This is a genomic window from Halomonas sp. GFAJ-1 (assembly GCF_000236625.2).
Classification (GTDB): domain Bacteria; phylum Pseudomonadota; class Gammaproteobacteria; order Pseudomonadales; family Halomonadaceae; genus Vreelandella.
Window position 1 is genome coordinate 22859 of the sequence record NZ_AHBC01000027.1, and the last position, 17818, is coordinate 40676.

Here is a 17818-nt window from a genome sequence, read left to right on the forward strand (position 1 = left end):
AATCGCCCCTTGAACCCGTTAGGGTTTAAGGGGCGTTTTTTTTGTCTGTTAATATAAGCGGCGTATGCAGTCATTGAGCTTGTCTGCAGTACTTTATCGGCTAAAACGGGCCTGCAAAAAGGGAGATAGCGATGTCATTGAATGATGAAACCTTGCAGGAATTAAAAAATGAGCTTCTAGACGAGTTGGTTAAAGAAGAGCCGAGTAAAGCTCTGCTTTCCGAACGGCTCTCGGAAATACGTTCGGCAGATATTGGTGAAGTGCTTGAAGAGCTCATCGAAGATGATGAGGAGTTGCCGGTAGCGCTGTCAGTACTTGATATCCTCTCCACCGAGCGAGCAGCCAACGTACTGGGTTACTTACCGGGTGAAAGCCAGCTTGAAGTCGTCGGTGAGCTGTCGGATACCCAGGTGCTCAAGCTTCTTGGGGAGATGGGCTCTGATGAGCGGGCTGACTTGTTCAACTTGCTTGATGAAGATCGCCGCGAGGCGCTGCTGCGCCGTATGGCCCATCAAGAGCGGGAAGACCTAAAGCGTCTATCGAGTTATGAAGAGGGCACCGCAGGCGCCATCATGACCTCTGACTATGTGGCAATAGCCAGTGGCATGACGGTGTCGCAAGCCATGATGCGGGTGCGCCAAACAGCCCCCGATGCGGAAACGGTTTATCAGCTTTATGTGCTTGATAGTGAAGGGCAACTGATCGGTACGATGTCATTGCGTCAGCTAATGGTGGCACGCCCTGGTGCGCTGGTGGATGACATCATGATTAAAGATGTTATCCACACCCCCGTTGATGAAGAGCAGGAAGAAGTCGCGCGTATTGTCGCCCGCTACGACTTACTCGCTTTACCTGTGGTCGACACTGACGGTCGCATGGTGGGGATTGTCACCCACGATGACGCGATGGATGTCGCCGAATCAGAGGCCACTGAAGATATCCACAAGGGGATGTCGATCGGCCAGCTGGAAGATGGCGTTAGCCGTGTACCGCTATGGAGCCTTTATCGTAAACGGGTCTTCTGGCTAGTACTGCTGGTGTTTGCCAATCTGTTTTCAGGCGCGGGTATTGCTTACTTTGAAGACACCATTGCTGCTCAAGTGGCGCTGGTCTTCTTCTTACCGCTGCTGATTGGTAGTGGGGGTAATGCGGGTGCCCAGGCAGCAACGCTGATGGTGCGGGGTATGGCAACCGGTGATGTGGGTGTCAAAGATTGGAGCAAAATGCTTGGCCGTGAGCTGCTGGTAGCCGGGTCACTGGGCCTGACAATGGCGTTAGCAGTAGCACCGATAGGCGTTATGCGCGGTGGTGAAGCAGTAGGTATGATCGTTGCGCTTAGTATGATCACGATTGTGATATTTGGCAGCATAATGGGTATGTGCCTGCCATTTTTGCTAGAGCGCTTTAAAGTCGACCCGGCGACGGCATCAGCGCCGCTGGTCACTACGTTGATTGATGCCACGGGCGTACTGATTTACTTCAGTATTGCCACCGCCATTTTGGCTGATGTAAGCATGTAGCGAACCGCTATAACCTCAAACGCTATGCGTTAATATATCGCTATAAAAAGCCCAGCTACGATGAGCAGCATAAGACCGATGACGGGCCAGTGCCGTAGCTGGCGCTCAATGCGCCAGGCAAGCCGAACGCGGCTTGCCTGGCTCCATTGTGGTATGCGTTGCGGCAGCGGCAATGGAGGCAGCTGAAAAGCGCTGGTTATACGCAGGTACGCTATTGCTATGGCAGCGCTTCCACTAACCATGACTATCCCTAGGGCTTTCATGTTGGCTGCTAACCAGCTTCCGGGGTAGGGCAGCCACCACCACCAAATAAGCGGCACTAGCCAAGCGCTGGCGCAGAGGATAAACCATCCCCCCCAGAGCCAGCGGTGTGGTGACGTTTTGCCGTCGAGCGTTGATTCAGTCGGATGTTTTAAAAGTAACCAACCGAACCGCAGCATGGCGCCTGCGGTTGCCACACTGGCCAGGGTTAATAGCTCTCCCGCTAAGCCTTGGCTGTTCATTGCGTATGTCAGCCAGCTTTTAATATATAGCCCGCCGCTCAACGGTACGCCCACCAGTGAAAGGGCAGCGATAACCATGCCTGCAGCTACCCACCATCGCTGGTAGCCCGCAAGGTAACGCCATTGCCCTGCGCCAATAAACAGCGCCGCTTTAGCGAGGCCATGGCTAATCACCAGTAGCATAAGAACGGTACGCAGGGCATCACTTTCAGGTATCCAGAGCAGTGCGCCAAGCCCTGCTGTTAATAGCCCAATTTGGCCGACGCTGGACCATGCCAATACCGCTTTAGGCAGTGTTGCTAACGTGCCGCGTATGCCGCCATAAAGTGCGCCCATTAGCCCCCAATAAAACAGCAGCTGGCCAATGGGTAAACCTTCAGCGTTTGGGGGTGTCAGCCGCAGTAACCCTAAAATACCTAGCTTAATCATCACACCAGACAGCAGCGCACTGGCCAACGCAGGTGCAGCAGGGTGAGCAATGGGTAGCCAGCCGTGTACGCCTAACACGCCTGCTTTAATGGCTAATCCTCCCCCTATGAGCAGCGCTGTGCCTGTTGAAAGAGTGGCAAAGGTGGCGTTTGTAACGCTGAGCGCTCCCTGTAGTACCAGGCTGGCGGTCGCGGCAAACAGTAAGACCTCTGCGAGCAGCATCATGGCCAAATAGACCTGTGCAGCAGTACGGTTTGTGCCGTGTAAAATCAACAGCCACCCCATCACTCCCAGCCAAGCCAGCGCGGTATAAAACGTCAGCCACTCTTGAGCAGTCAGAGCAACGGCATGGAGCAGTGCGCTTAGCCACAGCAGTACGCTGAAAAAGTGTGAGGGTGGTGAGGGGCGCCAGTGCTGCCAAGCGAGCACTAACGGCCAAATCAGCAGTGCCGGTAGCGCAAAAAAACCGTTGGTACGGTCAATGTGAGGCAGTGAAAAGTAATCATGATGAATTAATAAAATAATCCCCACGCACCACGCTAACCCGCCGAGCAGTAAGGGAGCGAGTGCAGAGAGGACGCTAGGGGCCAGCGTTATTGGAGTGCCCGCTGCCGGGCGCAACGCAATGGTAAGCACACGGGCTAAGTAAGCGGCGGTCAGCAGTGTTCCCAGGAGAAAAGCGATGGCGCTTAACCAGCGTTGTTGCTCTAAAAGCCCTATAAAAAGCCACCATTTACCGACAAAACCGCCGCTGGGCGGTAGCCCTATTAAGCTGGCCGCTGAGAGGGCAAAGCCTGCCCACAGCCAAGGCAGCTGATAGGCACTGCCGGTAAGCTGCCGCAACTGGTCGCTTTGGTGATAAGCCACCAGGAAACCGGCGGTTAAAAATAGTCCAGCTTTAGCCAAACCGTGGGCAACCAGCAGCGTGGTCGCCCCTTGCTGGGCGAGGGGGTAAGTGCTCAGCTCAGGGGAAAGGCTCAGGATCAGCAGTGCATAGCCCATCTGAGAAATTGTCGAGTAGGCAATTAAGCGCTTTAACTGCGTTTGTTGGAGTGCATTAAACCCTCCCCAGAGCAGTGAAAGTCCGCCTAAAAAGGCAAACAGTGGCTGCATCGAAAGCCCTTGGAAAGGCCCTTGCCAGAGTTGCCACAGCCAATAAAGCGCGACCGCGACCACCACTGCGGACAACATGGCGCTGACCGGCGGGGTGGCCCGGGTGTGGGCTTGGGGTAACCAGCTGTGCACTGGCACCAGCGCCGCTTTCATCATTAGCCCAAGCGTCATGCACAGTGCCGCCATTCCATGCAGCATGTCAGAAGACGCCCGCTCGCTGAGTAAATTGATGTCTAGCGTGGCGTGGGTACCATACATAAGCCCCACCCCCAGCAAGTACAAAAGCGACGCAATAAGCGCCACCATCACATAGCGAAGCGCGGAAAAGCCGTAGGGGTCTTTGGGTGACAGCGCTATTAAGCCAGCGGCGCTTAAGGTTAATAGCTCAAGCGCCACATAGGCGTTAAACAGATCTTGGGTGAGCCATAGGGCATTAAGTGCCGCCCACATTAACCACCATAGCGTCCAGTATTCGCCTTGTTTGGCTTTTTCACCGTAGGCCGTCAGGCTAGCGACACTAGCTACCACGGTGGTTAAGCTAAGTAGCGCAAGCCCCGCGGGGTCAAGGTGCCAACGTATGCCTATGGGTAGTGCCCAACCGCCTAGCGTCCACTCGGGGCTAAGGCTAAGCTGCCAGGCCCCTAAGGCGTTGCCTAGCGCGATTAGCGATATCCCAATAATCAACTGATGCTTAACCCGTAAACGCTGGGTAAATGCGGCTATGCACAGCAATAAAGGGACGATGACTAACAGCGCAGGTATGCTGCTAGCGCTTAGGGGAAGAGGCTGCGTCAGCATGGTGGCTTCATGCGGTAGCGACGCAGATAGAGCGCTAGCACCACGGCTGTTGTGCTAACCGACACAACAATGCCGGTTAGCACCAAGGCGTGGGGAACGGGATCAGTACCATCGGCGGTACGTGCTATTAATACCAGCAGCAAAAACACCGCGCTTGAGAGGATATTAAGCGCCAGTAAGCGCCGGATTAGGTGCCGCGCGGTAAACACGCTCGTCAGCGCGAGCGCCACCAGAAGAGAAGCCACCAAGGCAAAAAGCGTTTCGGTGGTCAGCGCTATGTTGCTGAACAGGTGTGTCATCGCGGGGCTCCTGGCCGCCCAAAAAGATAAAAGGCCATCAACATGAGCGCGATAGAGAGGGCCGTCGCTACTTCAATCGCCATAATAAAGTAGCCCGCTAATTGAGGCGGTAAACCGTAGAGCGTACCGGTCATTAGTAAACCGCCTAACGCGGTGGCTAGAAAGAGCAATAACCCCGCCGCCAGCAGCCAGCGTAGCAGCAGGTTAAAATCTCGTTGATGCATCCAGGTGATGCTGCCGGTTAACAGCAGCAACACGCCTCCAGCACCCAGTACGGCGCCAGCGGGAAAAGCCCCCCCCGGCGCATGGGTTCCTTGCCAGAGAAAATAGCTAAACATCAATAAAAACAAAGGGTGTAGCCAGCGCGCCAGCGTCGGCAGGCCTGGGTAGTGGCCGCCTAGGGCTGGCGGAGGAATCGCTTGTTGGAGTGACCAAATAGCGGCAACCGCGCAAAGCATAACGGCGATTTCCAGTAAGGTATCGATTCCTCGCAGGTTGAGCAGAATCGCGGTCACCGTATGCTCAGCACCACTCTTTGGCAGTACCGCTGCTACTTCTTCAACCAAACCGGGTTTAGGGAGAGCCAATACGGTTGCCCAGAGTACACCGGCTATTAACAGCACCAACGGCGTTATGGGGATGAGTAGGCGTAAAGGACGGTCGCGCGTAGGTTGAATACTGCGCTGGGACGCAGGCAGCTGCCCAAGGGCGGTGAGCAGCAAAGCGCCGGTAATGCCTGCGCCAATGGCAGCCTCGGCTAGCGCCACATCAGGGGCTTCTAAACGCACCCAAATAAGCGCCATTACAAGACCAAACGCCATCAAATTGGCCACTGCCCGAAATAGACCGGGTAGCAGTAGGCACTGGCCTGCAGTGGCGAGTGCCGCTAGGGCGAGTAGCAGGTCAACGGCCAGCATGGGTGTCTTCGTCATTACGGCGCAGAGGAGCGGGGCCGTGGCGTATGGCGGAGGTCGCAATCAAGGTAGCCCCCGTGCTTGATGCTAACAGAATCAGACCCCAAATCAGCGCTATCTTAAGGGCGACGGCGACACTGTTGGCCTGTAGGGCAAGGCCTAAACAGATTAGCCCTAAACCAATGTTATCTGCCTTGGTAAGGGCGTGTAGGCGGGTATAAACATCAGGAAAGCGCAGTAGGCCCACTGTACTAGCAATAAAAAAGGGGATACCCAGGAGAATAAACCCAGCGCCCAGCAGCTCACGCATCGTTATCTGGCTCCTCTCGCTGGGGCGGGTGGTGCCGCACAACGAAATTTGCGGTGCCCAGCGCGGCCAGTAGGGCAAACAGCAGGGCAATATCCACTAAGGCCGGGAGGGTAAAGTAGGCACTAAATAGCAGTATGATGGCCAGCGCCGACGTTGTAAAAAACTCCACCGCCAGCATCCGGTCAGCGCTGGTAGGCCCCCGGTAGAGCCGCCAAAGCGATACCACAGCGTTTGCCAGCAGCACAGCGCTGGCCAGTAAATAAACGATGGTTAACCCCTCTTTAAAAATCCTGTTTCAAGGTTCATCACTCAGACCATAGAGCGCTGCGATGCGGCTTTCAAGCACCTGAAGCTGCGCTTCTACCTGCGGGTGATGGTGGAGGATGTGAATCGCGAGCGTATCGTTGTGAAGCCGTAGCGTCAGAGTGCCAGGGGTTAGGTTGACCAGGTTGGCCATGAGCAACTGCTGAGGGTGATGCGTTAAGCGGCGAAAGCGATAGTGCTGGGTGTGCGTATTGGCCTGATAGCGTCGGGCTAATGCTAATCGTGCCACTTCAAGCGCACCCAAAAGGCTATGTTTGAGTACAAATCCGATAAAACCCGGCAGCTTCCACCAGCGTAGCTGCTTCGGCCAAGTGGCTATATTGAGCGGTGCGCACAGGGCGATGAGAAGCGCTAACACAACGCCTAACCCGATATGCCCGTTACCTTCCGTGATGACCCACCACAGGCCGCTATAAAAGGCTACGCGTAGTAACAATGCCGGCCAGGGAGGCAGCTGCCACTGGCTAAGCCACCTGCTTATAAGCGTATTAAGGTGCATTACTCGCAGCGCGAGTAATGAAGAGGATCTCTACATGGCCCAGCCACTCGATATCGCTGGCTAAGCTTTTAAGCTGGCTGGCAAGGCATTGGGGGGGTTGGTTCACCGCGTCACCAATAATCAAAGAAACCGATACTTTATCGTCCAAGTAGTGCAGCTGTAGCTCACTTAATGTTCGCCATACAGGATGGCGATACCAGCGCTCATTCAATGCCGCTTCCACTTCAGGGCGCAGTGGCAGGCCCGGTAAACGGCTGGGGTCGCCCTCCCCAGCGTCGTCCTCGGGGTCTACGTGGAAAATAACATCGGTGAGCAGTGGAAACCCATTTCGCAGGCGGCGGCTTACTTCGTTACCAATTTCATGGGCTTCCGATACGGTGATTTTAGGGCCCACGACCACATGCAAATCGACCATCACCCAGCCAGCCGACTGGCGAGTACGTAAATCATGCACGCTATCAACGCCAGGGACACTGCAGGCGACATCGTGCATTTGCTGCTGGACATCCTCGGGTAAGGCAGTGTCGACCAGCTCTCTAGCCGACTCCCACAACAGATCCCAACCGACTTTACCGACCAGCAAGCCAACCACAATCGCGGCCACCGCATCTAACCAGCCAAAACCAAACTGGGCACCAATGAGTGCCACCAGCACCACTGCTGTAGAGAGCGCATCGCTGCGTGAGTGCCAGGCATTGGCCTCAAGCAGCTTTGAGTTGACACGCTTGGCGACCCGCATGGTGTAGCGGAAGATCCACTCTTTGCTCAGCAGTGCTAAAATGGCCACTATGATAGCCAGCATACCAGGGGCACCCACCTCGGTGCCGCTGAACAGGCGGTCTAAGCTTGACCAGGCAATCCCGCCTGCAACGAAGATCAATACACTGCCGAGCAGCAGAGTCGTCAGGGTTTCGATACGGCCATGGCCGTAATGGTGGTCAATATCCGGTTCTTGGCGCCCATAATGAATCGCTGCCAGCACGAAGCCGTCAGTCACTAAGTCAGAAAGGGAGTGAATGCCATCGGCGATCAGCGCCGCTGAACCCACCATAAAGCCGATGGCGACCTTGACCACGCTAAGAATACCGTCTAGCCACGCACCGATGTACGTAACCCGTTTCGCTTCCTGGCTATGGTGCTGCTCAATCATTTGTGTCATGAGATGTCCCAGCCAGCCGTGCTGACTGATGGTTCCAGGCTCAGGCGTCCGATTACTTTTTCAACTAAGGCATCGTGACGCTCTGTTGCCAAGAGTTTGGCCGTTACGCGAACTGTGCGCTCATCTTCTCGATGGACGCTTTCCAATTTTTGCAATTGTAACGCATCGCCTAGTAACCCCTGAAGTAGCAACGCACGAATATGCGCTTCGTGATCATTATGACAGGTAATGTTTAACTCGTACTGCCAATCTCCCTCCTCTTGACTGCTTTCAATGGGCTGCCGGTTAATCAGCAAAACCAGCGGGCGCAGCAAAATATTGACGGCCAGAATACAGACGGCAACGAAGATGGCAGGCACATAAAACCCGGCGCCCGCCATGACGCCGATAGCCGCTGAGCACCAAAGCGTCGCTGCCGTATTGAGGCCGCGGATATTGGCACCCTCTTTCATTATCACACCCGCACCAAGAAAACCTATGCCTGATACCACTTGAGCTGCCATGCGTGTTGGGCTGATTTCACCCTCCACCATCATCGACATAAGGGTAAAACTGGCGGCGCCTAGCGCCACCAGTGCATTGGTGCGCAGCCCCGCCATGCGCTGCCGCCATTGCCTTTCCAGCCCAACGGAAGCGCCCAGAACGGCCGCTAGCATTAGCGGCCATAGTGGCTGTAATTGAGCTGAGAGTTGAGCAAATAAGGTCATCAGCTGACCTCCTGATTCATTAGCTGGGCAGGCCCAGGATAGCGGTAGCTAGCGCAAAGTAGATCAGCACCCCTGACGCGTCAGCAATAGATGTGACCAGTGGCGCCGAGGCGGTCGCTGGATCAACATTAAACCGCTGCAAAATGAAGGGCAGAATCATACCGATTAGGCTGCCGACCATCACAATCAGTACCATGGAGAGCGCCACCACCATGGCGATTTCCGTCCCTGCACGGAAAACACCTACGACTGATACTGCTAACGCCATCGTCAAGCCAAGCCCGAGTGCCACGCCTACTTCACGGCCTAGCATTTTTGCCCAGTCACGGGTGCGTACATCGCCGGTTGCCATCCCACGAACCATCAGCGTGGCAGCCTGCGAGCCTGCGTTACCGCCGCTATCAACCAGCAGGGGAAGGAAAAAGACGAGCGCAATATAGGCTTCAATGGTTTCTTCGAAATGGGCAATGCCCGCGCCGGAAAAAATATTGGCAAACACTAACAGCACAAGCCACACCACGCGTTTGCGGTAGAGCTCAAAAAAACTAGCTGAGCGTAGGCTGCCCTCCAGTTTGCCCACTGAGACGCCTTTATGTATGTCTTCAGTGGCTTCCTCTTCGGCGACGTCCATCGCATCATCGTAGGTGACGATGCCGACTAGGCGCTCACCTCCGTTAATCACCGGCAGCGCCAACAAGTCGTAACGCGCAATAAGTCGGCTTGCCTCTTCTTGGGGCGTATCCGCAGTGATGAAGACTACATCCTCAACCATCAGCTCCGTGATGGGCAGGTGAGGCGCCGCTAAGATCAGCTGGCGCAGTGAAACCGCTCCTTTTAAGCGCCCTAGCGTGTCCACACAGTAGATCTGATAGATCGTTTCTGCATCCGGCGCACTAGCACGTAGTAGGCTTAACGCTTCAGCAACGTCAATGTTGTCAGGGACAGCTACATACTCGGACGTCATTACCGCACCAGCGGTGCCTTCCTCATAGCTGGCTAGTTTGCGCAGATCATCGCGCTCACGTTTAGAGAGCTGGCGAAGTATGGCCGGTTGACGGCCAGGCTCCACAAGGTGAAACAGATCAGCACGCTCATCTGCATCCATTGAAGAGACTAATTTTGCGAGCTCCTCATCTGTCATTTTTTCAGCAATATCGCGCTGCTGTTCGGCCTCTAGGTAGCCAAATGTAGAGCCACGCTGCTCCTCGGGTAGCAGCATCAGCAGAGAGAGCACGGTATAGGCTGGTTCATAGCGGGCAAAATCCGCAATATCAGCAGGCTGCATTTCTGAAACAACGTGGGAAATCGCGCTTTGGTCATTGCGCTGCATAGCGCTGCGTAATGACGCAGCTAATACGGCATAGCTCATGTGTCGCCTCCGGAATATCCGTTTTAAAGGCGAGACAACCCTGTCTTATAACGCTTATAAGTTTGCAAGCGTTATAAGAGTGTTATAAATCCACGGCGCTTAAGGGAGTGTTAGGATAGTTAGCAATGATCTTTCTTGTGATCATGGGCTTAACTATCACTATGCATCATCTTAAACGCAGTACGATCAATTATTGGTAATGGCGAGTAACACAGTTACCTCGCGATGAGCGCGAGGCAGCAAGTAAGGTAGGCAAAATAAGAGGTGTCAGGCTACGATAGCCTGAAAGAGCAGAGAGCGCTTAAAGGCTAGTCGTATGCGCTAACGGGCCAAGCCTATAGGCTGCCTCACGCATGCATAATCGACTACTGGGATCTTCCATGGGCTGCTCTCGTAACCTCGTTAATCAATTAGAAAGGTAATCGTCTATAAGTTAGACGCTGTAGCGATGAGCTTTTTAATACTGCTTTATTTAAAAACACTACTAAAAAGCAGCGCCATGCTAAAAGCCCCCACAAACGATGTCAATGTTTTAAAATTTGCAGGCGGACAGCACCTCATCTGACGTGTATTCTTGTGTCCATTCTCGCTTACTATTCACTGACATTGGGATGCCGTATGGATTGGCTACAAGTTGTTGTATTAGCGGTAGTTCAGGGATTGACCGAGTTCCTGCCAATTTCAAGCTCAGCCCACCTAATTCTAGTGCCGGTGCTCACTGCCTGGGAAGACCAAGGCTTAGCTTTTGATGTTGCCCTTCATTTAGGGAGCTTAGCCGCCGTTATTCTTTACTTTAGATATGAAATTTTGCGGATGCTCAAAAGCAGCGTCACCGCTCTACAGGGTAAAGGGGTCGATGAAGACGCCCGGTTAGGATTCTGGGTGGCGCTAGCGACATTACCCGTTTGTGTCATAGGCTTTTTAAGCCGTGATTTGATAGCAGACCAGATGCGCTCAACGTTGATTATCGGCATCAGTCTCATTGGTTTTGGACTGCTGTTAGGGTATGCCGACTGGAAAAAGCGCGGGACACGTAGTGAATATAGCCTGGGCCTGAAAGATGTACTGATTATCGGCTTTGCCCAGGCGCTGGCGCTGATTCCAGGCACCTCGCGTTCCGGTATTACCATTACCGCTGCGCTGCTGGTGGGCATGAGCCGAGAAGGGGCGGCACGCTTCTCTTTCCTGCTTTCTATTCCAGTGATTATTTTGGCAGGTGGCTTGGAAGTGGTCGGGCTGATTCAAAACCCCGAACTGATCGATTGGCCGGCTATGTTGATGGGCGCTCTGCTATCAGGCATCAGTGCTTACCTCTGCATACACTACTTCCTCGTTATTATTAAAAAGCTGGGGATGCAGCCGTTTGTAGTGTACCGGGTGCTGTTTGGTGCTTGGCTACTGTGGTTTTTCCACTTTTAATACGCATACCTAATTGTTCAAGGGAAATATAATGAATCGCTACCACCGTTTGTCAGGTGCTGTCGGCGTAGTGCTGCTAGCCACTTTCTTACTTGCAGGCTGTTCAGAAAACGATCGCCCCCTGGATGCTCCCGTTCGTTTTGAAGGCGCTATCTTTGGCTCTTTCTATCAGGTAACGGTGATGGATCCGTTGACCCAAGGCGAGGCTAACGCGCTTGAAGAGGGGTTCCTGGCAGAGCTTGAGAGCGTTGATCAAGCGATGTCGACCTATCGTGACGATGCAGAGCTGATTGCCTTTAACGAGGCACCCCTCAACGAGTGGCAGCCCCTCTCTAATGAATTGATTGAAGTGCTCTCTATTAGTCGGTCGGTATCCGAGGAGAGTGGCGGTGCGTTCGATATTACCGTGGGCGGTTTGGTCAATTTATGGAGTTTTGGCCCAGAAGCCCGCCCGGAAGAAGTGCCTTCTGAGGACGAGCTAAACGAGCGCTTAGCTATCGTAGGGTATGACGCGATCGACGTAGACACCCAAAGCATGCAGGCGCGGCGTACGCGTGATGTATTCGCCGACCTGTCTGGCGTTGCTAAAGGCCACGGTGTCGACCGCGTAGCTGCCTACCTTGATCAACAGGGCATCGAGCACTACTTGGTGAACCTAGGGGGAGACATTATTGCGCGTGGTTATCGCCATCCTGATGAGCAAACACCGTGGCGTATCGGCATCGAAGTACCTCATACGGGGCCGCAGGAGGCGCAACATATACTGCCACTGGACAATATGTCGTTGGCGACTTCAGGCGATTACCGCAACTATTTTGAGGAAGATGGCGAGCGCTACTCGCACACCATCGACCCGCGCACCGGCCGCCCGGTCAATAACCGTTTAGCGTCTGTTTCCGTGTTTCACCCTTCTAATGCGTGGGCCGATGCCTGGGCCACCGCGCTAACCGTAACCGGCAGTGAAGCCGGTATGCAGCTGGCACTGGAGCACGATCTAAATGCGCTGTTGTTAATTAAAATTGATGAAGGCCAATGGCAAAGCCTTGGCACCCCCGCATTTATCAACTATTTCGGTGACGCGCTGGTGGAGGAACTAGGTATTGATGCCTGGGAAGACCCGTCTGCCCCACGCCAAACGGCCACAGGTGAATAAGATGCAAGACCTCGATATTGTCATCCTTGCCGCGGGAAAAGGCACCCGCATGCGCTCGCAAACGCCCAAAGTACTTCACACCTTGGCAGGCAAGCCCATGGTACAACACGTGCTGGATACGGCGGCTGGGCTTAACCCAACGCGTACCCACGTCGTGATTGGTCATGGCGCTGAACAGCTGCGCGAAGCGCTCGCTGAAAGTGCTGTTTCCTTTGCCATTCAGGCTGAGCAAAAAGGCACTGGCCACGCGGTTGCCCAAGCGCAGCCCCAGTTAGGTAGTGGTAACGTGCTGGTGCTTTATGGGGATGTGCCGCTGATTCGACGCGAATCGTTAAATGCCCTGTTAGCCCAGGTGGATGAGCAGCATATGGGGCTGTTAACCGTCACTCTAGACGACCCTTCCGGTTATGGGCGCATTGTGCGTAACGAGGCAGGTGACGCGGTAGCTATTGTTGAGCAAAAGGATGCCGTTCCCGCACAGCTGGCGATTACCGAATGCAATACCGGTATTATGGCGATGACCAGCGCCCAGCTAAAACGCTGGCTCCCCCAGCTTTCCGCTGAAAACGCCCAGGGTGAATACTACTTAACCGATGTGATTGCCATGGCCGCTAAAGATGGCATTAAAGTATGTACCGCCCAACCAGCCACCGCAGTAGAGGTTGAAGGGGTGAACAACCGCGCTCAGATGGCCCGGCTAGAGCGTGCCTATCAGCAGCAGCTGGCCGATAAGCTGATGGAACAAGGGGTTGCCCTTGCTGACCCGGCAAGGCTTGATATACGTGGCAAGCTGACCTGTGGTCACGATGTATTTATTGACGTGGGATGTGTGTTTGAAGGGGAAGTAGCGCTTGGTGAAGGTGTGCGGATTGGTCCCTACTGTGTGATTAAAAACAGCACGATTGGCGCCGAAAGCGTGATCGAGAGCCACAGCGTTATTGAAGCAACGGTAGCCGCCGGGCTGAACCAGATAGGTCCCTATGCACGGCTACGCCCCGGCACGCGATTAGCGGTCAAAGCTAAGGTTGGCAACTTTGTTGAAACCAAAAATACCGAGGTGGGAGAAGGCAGCAAAATCAACCATTTAAGCTACGTTGGCGATGCCCATTTAGGCAAAAACGTTAACATCGGTGCAGGTACGATTACCTGTAATTACGATGGCGCCAATAAGCACCGCACGGTGATTGGTGATGACGCTTTTATTGGCTCCAATAGTGCGCTTGTTGCGCCGGTCACCGTGGGTAAAGGGGCTACCGTGGGTGCTGGTTCCACCATCGCTAAAGACGTTAGCGATCAGGCGCTGGCTGTCACCCGTAGCCGGCAGCTGGAAAAAGCTGGCTGGCCGCGTCCGGTGAAAAAGACCAATTAATTCGGCCGGTTATTTACTTTATTAGTGTTCTAAAAGCGCGCTAAAACGCCAAGGAGAATCGTCTATGTGTGGCATCGTCGCTGCGGTTGCGCAACGTAATGTGCAAGGAATCTTGCTAGAAGGGCTTAAACGCCTAGAGTACCGCGGTTACGACTCATCTGGCATGACGGTGCTTCATGACGGCGCGCTAACCCGTCATCGCGCTTTGGGGAAAGTGGTAGCCCTTGAAGAGCAGCTAGCCAAGTCGGCGCTGCCCGGCGTCGCCGGTATCGCCCATACCCGCTGGGCTACCCATGGCAAGCCTTCTGAAGCCAATGCTCATCCGCACCATAGTAGCGACCAGGTTGCCGTGGTGCACAACGGTATTATCGAGAACTACGAACACATTAAGGCAACGCTTCAAGCGAGCGGTTATACCTTTACCTCAGAAACCGATACCGAAGTTATTGCCCACCTGCTGGCAGATAAACTGCAAAGCGGGTTGGGTCTGTTTGAGGCCATCCAGCAGGTTGTGAATGGGTTGGGCGGCGCTTATGCACTGGGCGTAATGAGTGCTGCTGAGCCGGGCATCGTCGTTGGCGCACGCCAGGGCAGCCCGCTCGTCGTGGGCGTGGGAATTGATGAGGCATTTTTAGCCTCTGACCCGCTGGCGCTTTTGCAGGTCACCGACCGCTTTATCTACCTAGAGGAGGGCGATTTAGTAGAACTTGGCGAGCAAGGGTCTATTCGCATTGTGGATCACCAGGGCAATGGGGTAGAACGGCCCATTCATACCTTTGAACACGGTGACGGCGCCGCTAGTAAAGGCGATTACCGCCACTACATGCTGAAAGAGATTTTTGAGCAGCCGGAGGTGATCAACGCTGCCCTTGAAGGCCGTTTAAGTGCTAGCAGCGTGCTGGTGGAAAGCTTCGGCCCAGAGGCTCAGGCGCTGTTTGAAAACACCCGCCATATTCATATTATTGCCTGCGGCACCAGCTATCATGCGGGGTTAGTGGCGCGCTACTGGCTTGAGCGCTACGCTGGGGTTCCGGTGCAGGTAGAAGTGGCCTCTGAGTATCGCTACCGCCACCCTGTAGTGCCCGAAGGCACGCTCTTTGTCACCCTATCTCAGTCGGGAGAAACCGCCGATACCTTGGCCGCGCTCCGCTTTGCCAAAACGCTCAACTACCTAGGTACCTTGGCGATTTGTAACGTACCAGGCAGCTCGTTGGTGCGTGAGTCCAATATGGCGCTGATGACCCGGGCAGGCCCGGAAATTGGCGTAGCTTCTACCAAAGCGTTCACCACACAGTTAGTCGCCCTGATGCTGCTGACGCTCTCGGTGAGCAAAGCCAAAGGTCAGCCCGAAAAAACCGACTTGATCGCTGAGATCGTCACGGCACTGCGTCAGCTACCCGCGCTTTGCCAACAGGTTTTAGCGCTGGATAGCCAAATTGAAGCACTCTCGCAGGCGTTTGCTGAAAAGCACCACGCGCTGTTTTTAGGCCGTGGCGCCCACTACCCCATCGCACTTGAAGGGGCGCTTAAGTTGAAAGAAATTTCCTATATTCATGCCGAAGCCTACCCCGCTGGCGAGCTTAAACACGGGCCATTGGCGTTGGTAGATAGTGAAATGCCGGTCATTTCGGTTGCGCCTAACGATGACCTGCTTGAAAAGCTTAAATCCAATCTGCAGGAAGTACGCGCCCGAGGCGGCCAGCTATTTGTGTTTGCCGACCACAGCGTGGGTATCAGCGAGCAAGATGATATTCGTGTACTGGAGCTGCCCCAAGTGCATGAAGCGCTGGCGCCGCTTCTTTACACCCTACCGCTGCAACTCCTCAGCTACCATGTTGCCGTGCTAAAAGGTACCGACGTGGATCAGCCCCGTAACTTGGCAAAGAGCGTAACTGTCGAGTAATTACTCCAAGTTCCACAGCGAGGTGTTTTTTGAACGCTACGCTTGTCGAATGCCCCGCCGCCCAGCGGCGGGAGGCGCTGCTGCATTTAGCCGCAGTACACGATGCCGCCTTGCAGCCTGGATTGCAGGAAGCGCTAGCGGAGGTGAAGAAGACCCCTACTTTTAACTGGCAAGGCCTATGGATAGCCCAGCAGGCTGGGCGAATTGCAGCGGCGGTGTGGGTTCAACCGTTAGCCAACCGTACCGCTCAGCTATGGTTACCGAAGATGCTGGATAGCACGGGCCTTGCGCTAATAAACGTGGCGTGCCAATGGGCAAAGCAGCAAAGGATTACGCTCTGCCATACCCTGTTAGCGCCGCAGCAGTTTGCGTGGCAAGCGCCGTTGGTAGCCCAAGGTATGCGGCCTATGGCCGAACTTGAGCATCTTCGGTGTAGCACAGGAGGCAAGCAGCCTTCTACACCGTTGATAACCCTAGTTCCTTTCAGCGCGCTAACGTCCGCACAGCAGCTAACCTTAGTCGAGGCCGTTAGCCAGGACTCTTTAGACTGCCCTGCTTTGCACCAGCTGCTTTCAATAGATGAACTGCTGGCTGGCTTCTATACCAAAGCGCCCCAAGCGCCTGCTCATTGGTATCAGGTGCACTATCAAGAAGCGTGTGAAAAAGGGGTTGAAAAACAGTGTGTAGGCGTCTTACTGCTGGCGCCTTACCCTACCACCCCGCGCTGTGAACTACTCTTGATGGGGCTACTGCCTGCGTGGCGGGGAAAAGGGCTAGGCCAGGCAATCATCAAGCACGCCTTTGCGCTGGCGGCACAAACGGGGGCTAACGAGTTAGTATTAACGGTGGATGCTAGCAACGTGCCTGCCAAGCGGCTTTATGAACGCTGCGGATTTAGGTGCTATGCCCAACAGCGTTTATTAGCCTGGCATCCTGAAGAGTGGCCGGAATGAGCCACTTTTGGGAGAGCATTCGTGAATAAGGTTGAAGTAGGTTAAATTGCGGCGCTTAGTAGCATTTTCTTACTCTTTGGGTTCTCGGTATACTAGCCCGATACGCATGTCTTGGCGTTTCGACGCAACGGGTCGGTGCGCGCAGGGGTTAAGCACAAACGTTTTATGACAATACTCAAGAGGTGGTGAGAGTGAAATCTAAGCTGATCATGAGCGGGCTGGCAGCCCTTGGCGTCATGGCAGGCACATCCGGTGCTTATGCCGACGATGCCGCACGTGACGCAATGGCCCAGCGCCTAGCACCCGTAGGCCAGCTCTGTTTACAGGGCCAAGAGTGTGGTACGGCAGCAGCCCCAGCGGCCGCTAGCAATGGCGGCGACAGTATTGATGGCGCCAGCATCTATGACCGTGTCTGTATGGCGTGTCACGAAACAGGCGCCGCCGGTGCACCGGTTCGTGGTGACGAAGCGGCTTGGTCTGAGCGCATCGAGCAAGGCTTTGCCACGCTGCTGGAACACTCCATCAACGGTATTGGCGCAATGCCTGCCCGTGGCGGTAACCCCAACCTTTCTGATGAAGAGATGGAAGCCTCAACGGCCTATCTACTTGAGCCAGTGATGGATGTGCCCGAGCTAGGCGGTGGTGATGCAGCCGATGATGCAGCGGCTGAAGAAACCACGGCTGAGGAAGGCGCTAGTGAAGACGTAGCTGCTGCCGAAGAAGCTGCTGATGAGGCCACCGCCGCTAGCGAAGAAGACGTCGCCAGTGCTGGTAACGGCTTAGACGGTGAAGCGCTTTACGGCACCTCTGGTTGTGCAGCATGCCATAACAACGGCGTAGCGGGTGCCCCCGTGCTAGGTGATGCAGATGCGTGGGCAGAGCGTCTCGATAAAGGCATCGATACGTTGTATGCCAACTCTATTGGGGGTATCGGCGCTATGCCGCCCAAAGGTGGCAACATGCGTCTTGAAGATGAAGAAGTCATGGCCATTGTCGATTACATGGTTGCTGAAGCTGAGTAATTCATAGCAGCCAGCGGTAGAGTGCGWTATCCACAGGCGGGTTTTAAACTCGCCT

Annotated in this window: 16 protein-coding genes; 7 read left to right on the plus strand and 9 right to left on the minus strand. The window is 54.6% G+C overall.

The features are described from left to right. Nucleotides 1–131: 131 nt before the first annotated feature. Nucleotides 132–1520, plus strand: coding sequence for a magnesium transporter (mgtE, locus tag MOY_RS07100; protein ID WP_009098116.1), 1389 nt, complete (start codon nt 132–134; stop codon nt 1518–1520). A 29-nt stretch (nt 1521–1549) separates the two neighbouring features. Here mgtE (MOY_RS07100) and MOY_RS07105 read toward each other — a convergent pair whose 3' ends face one another. The 9 genes from MOY_RS07105 to mgtE (MOY_RS07145) are packed head-to-tail and all read right to left on the minus strand — an operon-like array spanning nt 1550 to nt 9944. Next, complete coding sequence (locus tag MOY_RS07105; protein WP_009098118.1) at nt 1550–4363, minus strand: proton-conducting transporter transmembrane domain-containing protein; 2814 nt, start codon at nt 4361–4363, stop codon at nt 1550–1552. Continuing rightward, nucleotides 4357–4662 (minus strand): NADH-quinone oxidoreductase subunit K, encoded by a 306-nt coding sequence (locus MOY_RS07110; RefSeq protein WP_009098120.1) that lies wholly within the window; start codon nt 4660–4662, stop codon nt 4357–4359. The genes MOY_RS07105 and MOY_RS07110 overlap by 7 nt, the downstream gene beginning before the upstream one ends. After that, a complete protein-coding gene (locus tag MOY_RS07115; RefSeq protein WP_035540339.1) occupies nt 4659–5594 on the minus strand; it encodes a hydrogenase subunit MbhD domain-containing protein in 936 nt (311 codons plus the stop codon). The genes MOY_RS07110 and MOY_RS07115 overlap by 4 nt, the downstream gene beginning before the upstream one ends. Continuing rightward, entirely contained in the window at nt 5566–5886 is a 321-nt protein-coding gene (mnhG, locus tag MOY_RS07120) for a monovalent cation/H(+) antiporter subunit G (protein WP_009098123.1), read from the minus strand. Before mnhG ends, MOY_RS07115 begins: the two co-directional genes overlap by 29 nt. Further along, nucleotides 5879–6130 carry a monovalent cation/H+ antiporter complex subunit F gene (locus MOY_RS07125; protein WP_009098125.1) on the minus strand — a complete coding sequence of 84 codons (252 nt, stop codon included), beginning with the start codon at nt 6128–6130 and terminating at the stop codon, nt 5879–5881. Before MOY_RS07125 ends, mnhG begins: the two co-directional genes overlap by 8 nt. A 51-nt stretch (nt 6131–6181) precedes the next feature. Beyond that, a complete protein-coding gene (locus tag MOY_RS07130; protein ID WP_035540371.1) occupies nt 6182–6646 on the minus strand; it encodes a Na+/H+ antiporter subunit E in 465 nt (154 codons plus the stop codon). Between the two features lie 52 nt (nt 6647–6698). Further along, the gene (locus MOY_RS07135; RefSeq protein WP_009098129.1) at nt 6699–7868 is read right to left on the minus strand and encodes a cation diffusion facilitator family transporter; all 1170 of its coding nucleotides are present in this window, start codon (nt 7866–7868) and stop codon (nt 6699–6701) included. Next, nucleotides 7865–8575, minus strand: coding sequence for an MgtC/SapB family protein (locus tag MOY_RS07140; RefSeq protein WP_009098132.1), 711 nt, complete (start codon nt 8573–8575; stop codon nt 7865–7867). Before MOY_RS07140 ends, MOY_RS07135 begins: the two co-directional genes overlap by 4 nt. Before the next feature lie 19 nt (nt 8576–8594). Further along, nucleotides 8595–9944 (minus strand): magnesium transporter, encoded by a 1350-nt coding sequence (gene mgtE, locus MOY_RS07145; RefSeq protein ID WP_009098134.1) that lies wholly within the window; start codon nt 9942–9944, stop codon nt 8595–8597. A gap of 618 nt (nt 9945–10562) precedes the next feature. Here mgtE (MOY_RS07145) and MOY_RS07150 point away from each other — a divergent pair. The 6 genes from MOY_RS07150 (at nt 10563) to MOY_RS07175 (ending at nt 17763) form a co-directional block, all read left to right on the plus strand. Continuing rightward, nucleotides 10563–11363, plus strand: a complete 801-nt coding sequence (locus tag MOY_RS07150; RefSeq protein WP_009098135.1) for an undecaprenyl-diphosphate phosphatase — start codon at nt 10563–10565, stop codon at nt 11361–11363. Nucleotides 11364–11394: 31 nt separating this feature from the next. Continuing rightward, nucleotides 11395–12516: an FAD:protein FMN transferase gene (locus MOY_RS07155; RefSeq protein ID WP_009098137.1), complete on the plus strand. Its 1122-nt coding sequence runs from the start codon at nt 11395–11397 to the stop codon at nt 12514–12516. A 1-nt stretch (nt 12517) separates the two neighbouring features. Beyond that, nucleotides 12518–13885, plus strand: a complete 1368-nt coding sequence (gene glmU / locus MOY_RS07160) for a bifunctional UDP-N-acetylglucosamine diphosphorylase/glucosamine-1-phosphate N-acetyltransferase GlmU (RefSeq protein WP_009098138.1) — start codon at nt 12518–12520, stop codon at nt 13883–13885. Nucleotides 13886–13949: 64 nt separating this feature from the next. Continuing rightward, nucleotides 13950–15788 carry a glutamine--fructose-6-phosphate transaminase (isomerizing) gene (gene glmS, locus MOY_RS07165; protein ID WP_009098140.1) on the plus strand — a complete coding sequence of 613 codons (1839 nt, stop codon included), beginning with the start codon at nt 13950–13952 and terminating at the stop codon, nt 15786–15788. A 29-nt stretch (nt 15789–15817) separates the two neighbouring features. Next, complete coding sequence (locus tag MOY_RS07170) at nt 15818–16741, plus strand: GNAT family N-acetyltransferase (protein WP_009098143.1); 924 nt, start codon at nt 15818–15820, stop codon at nt 16739–16741. 191 nt (nt 16742–16932) lie between these two features. Then, a complete protein-coding gene (locus MOY_RS07175; RefSeq protein ID WP_009098145.1) occupies nt 16933–17763 on the plus strand; it encodes a c-type cytochrome in 831 nt (276 codons plus the stop codon). The last annotated feature ends 55 nt before the right edge of the window (nt 17764–17818 follow it).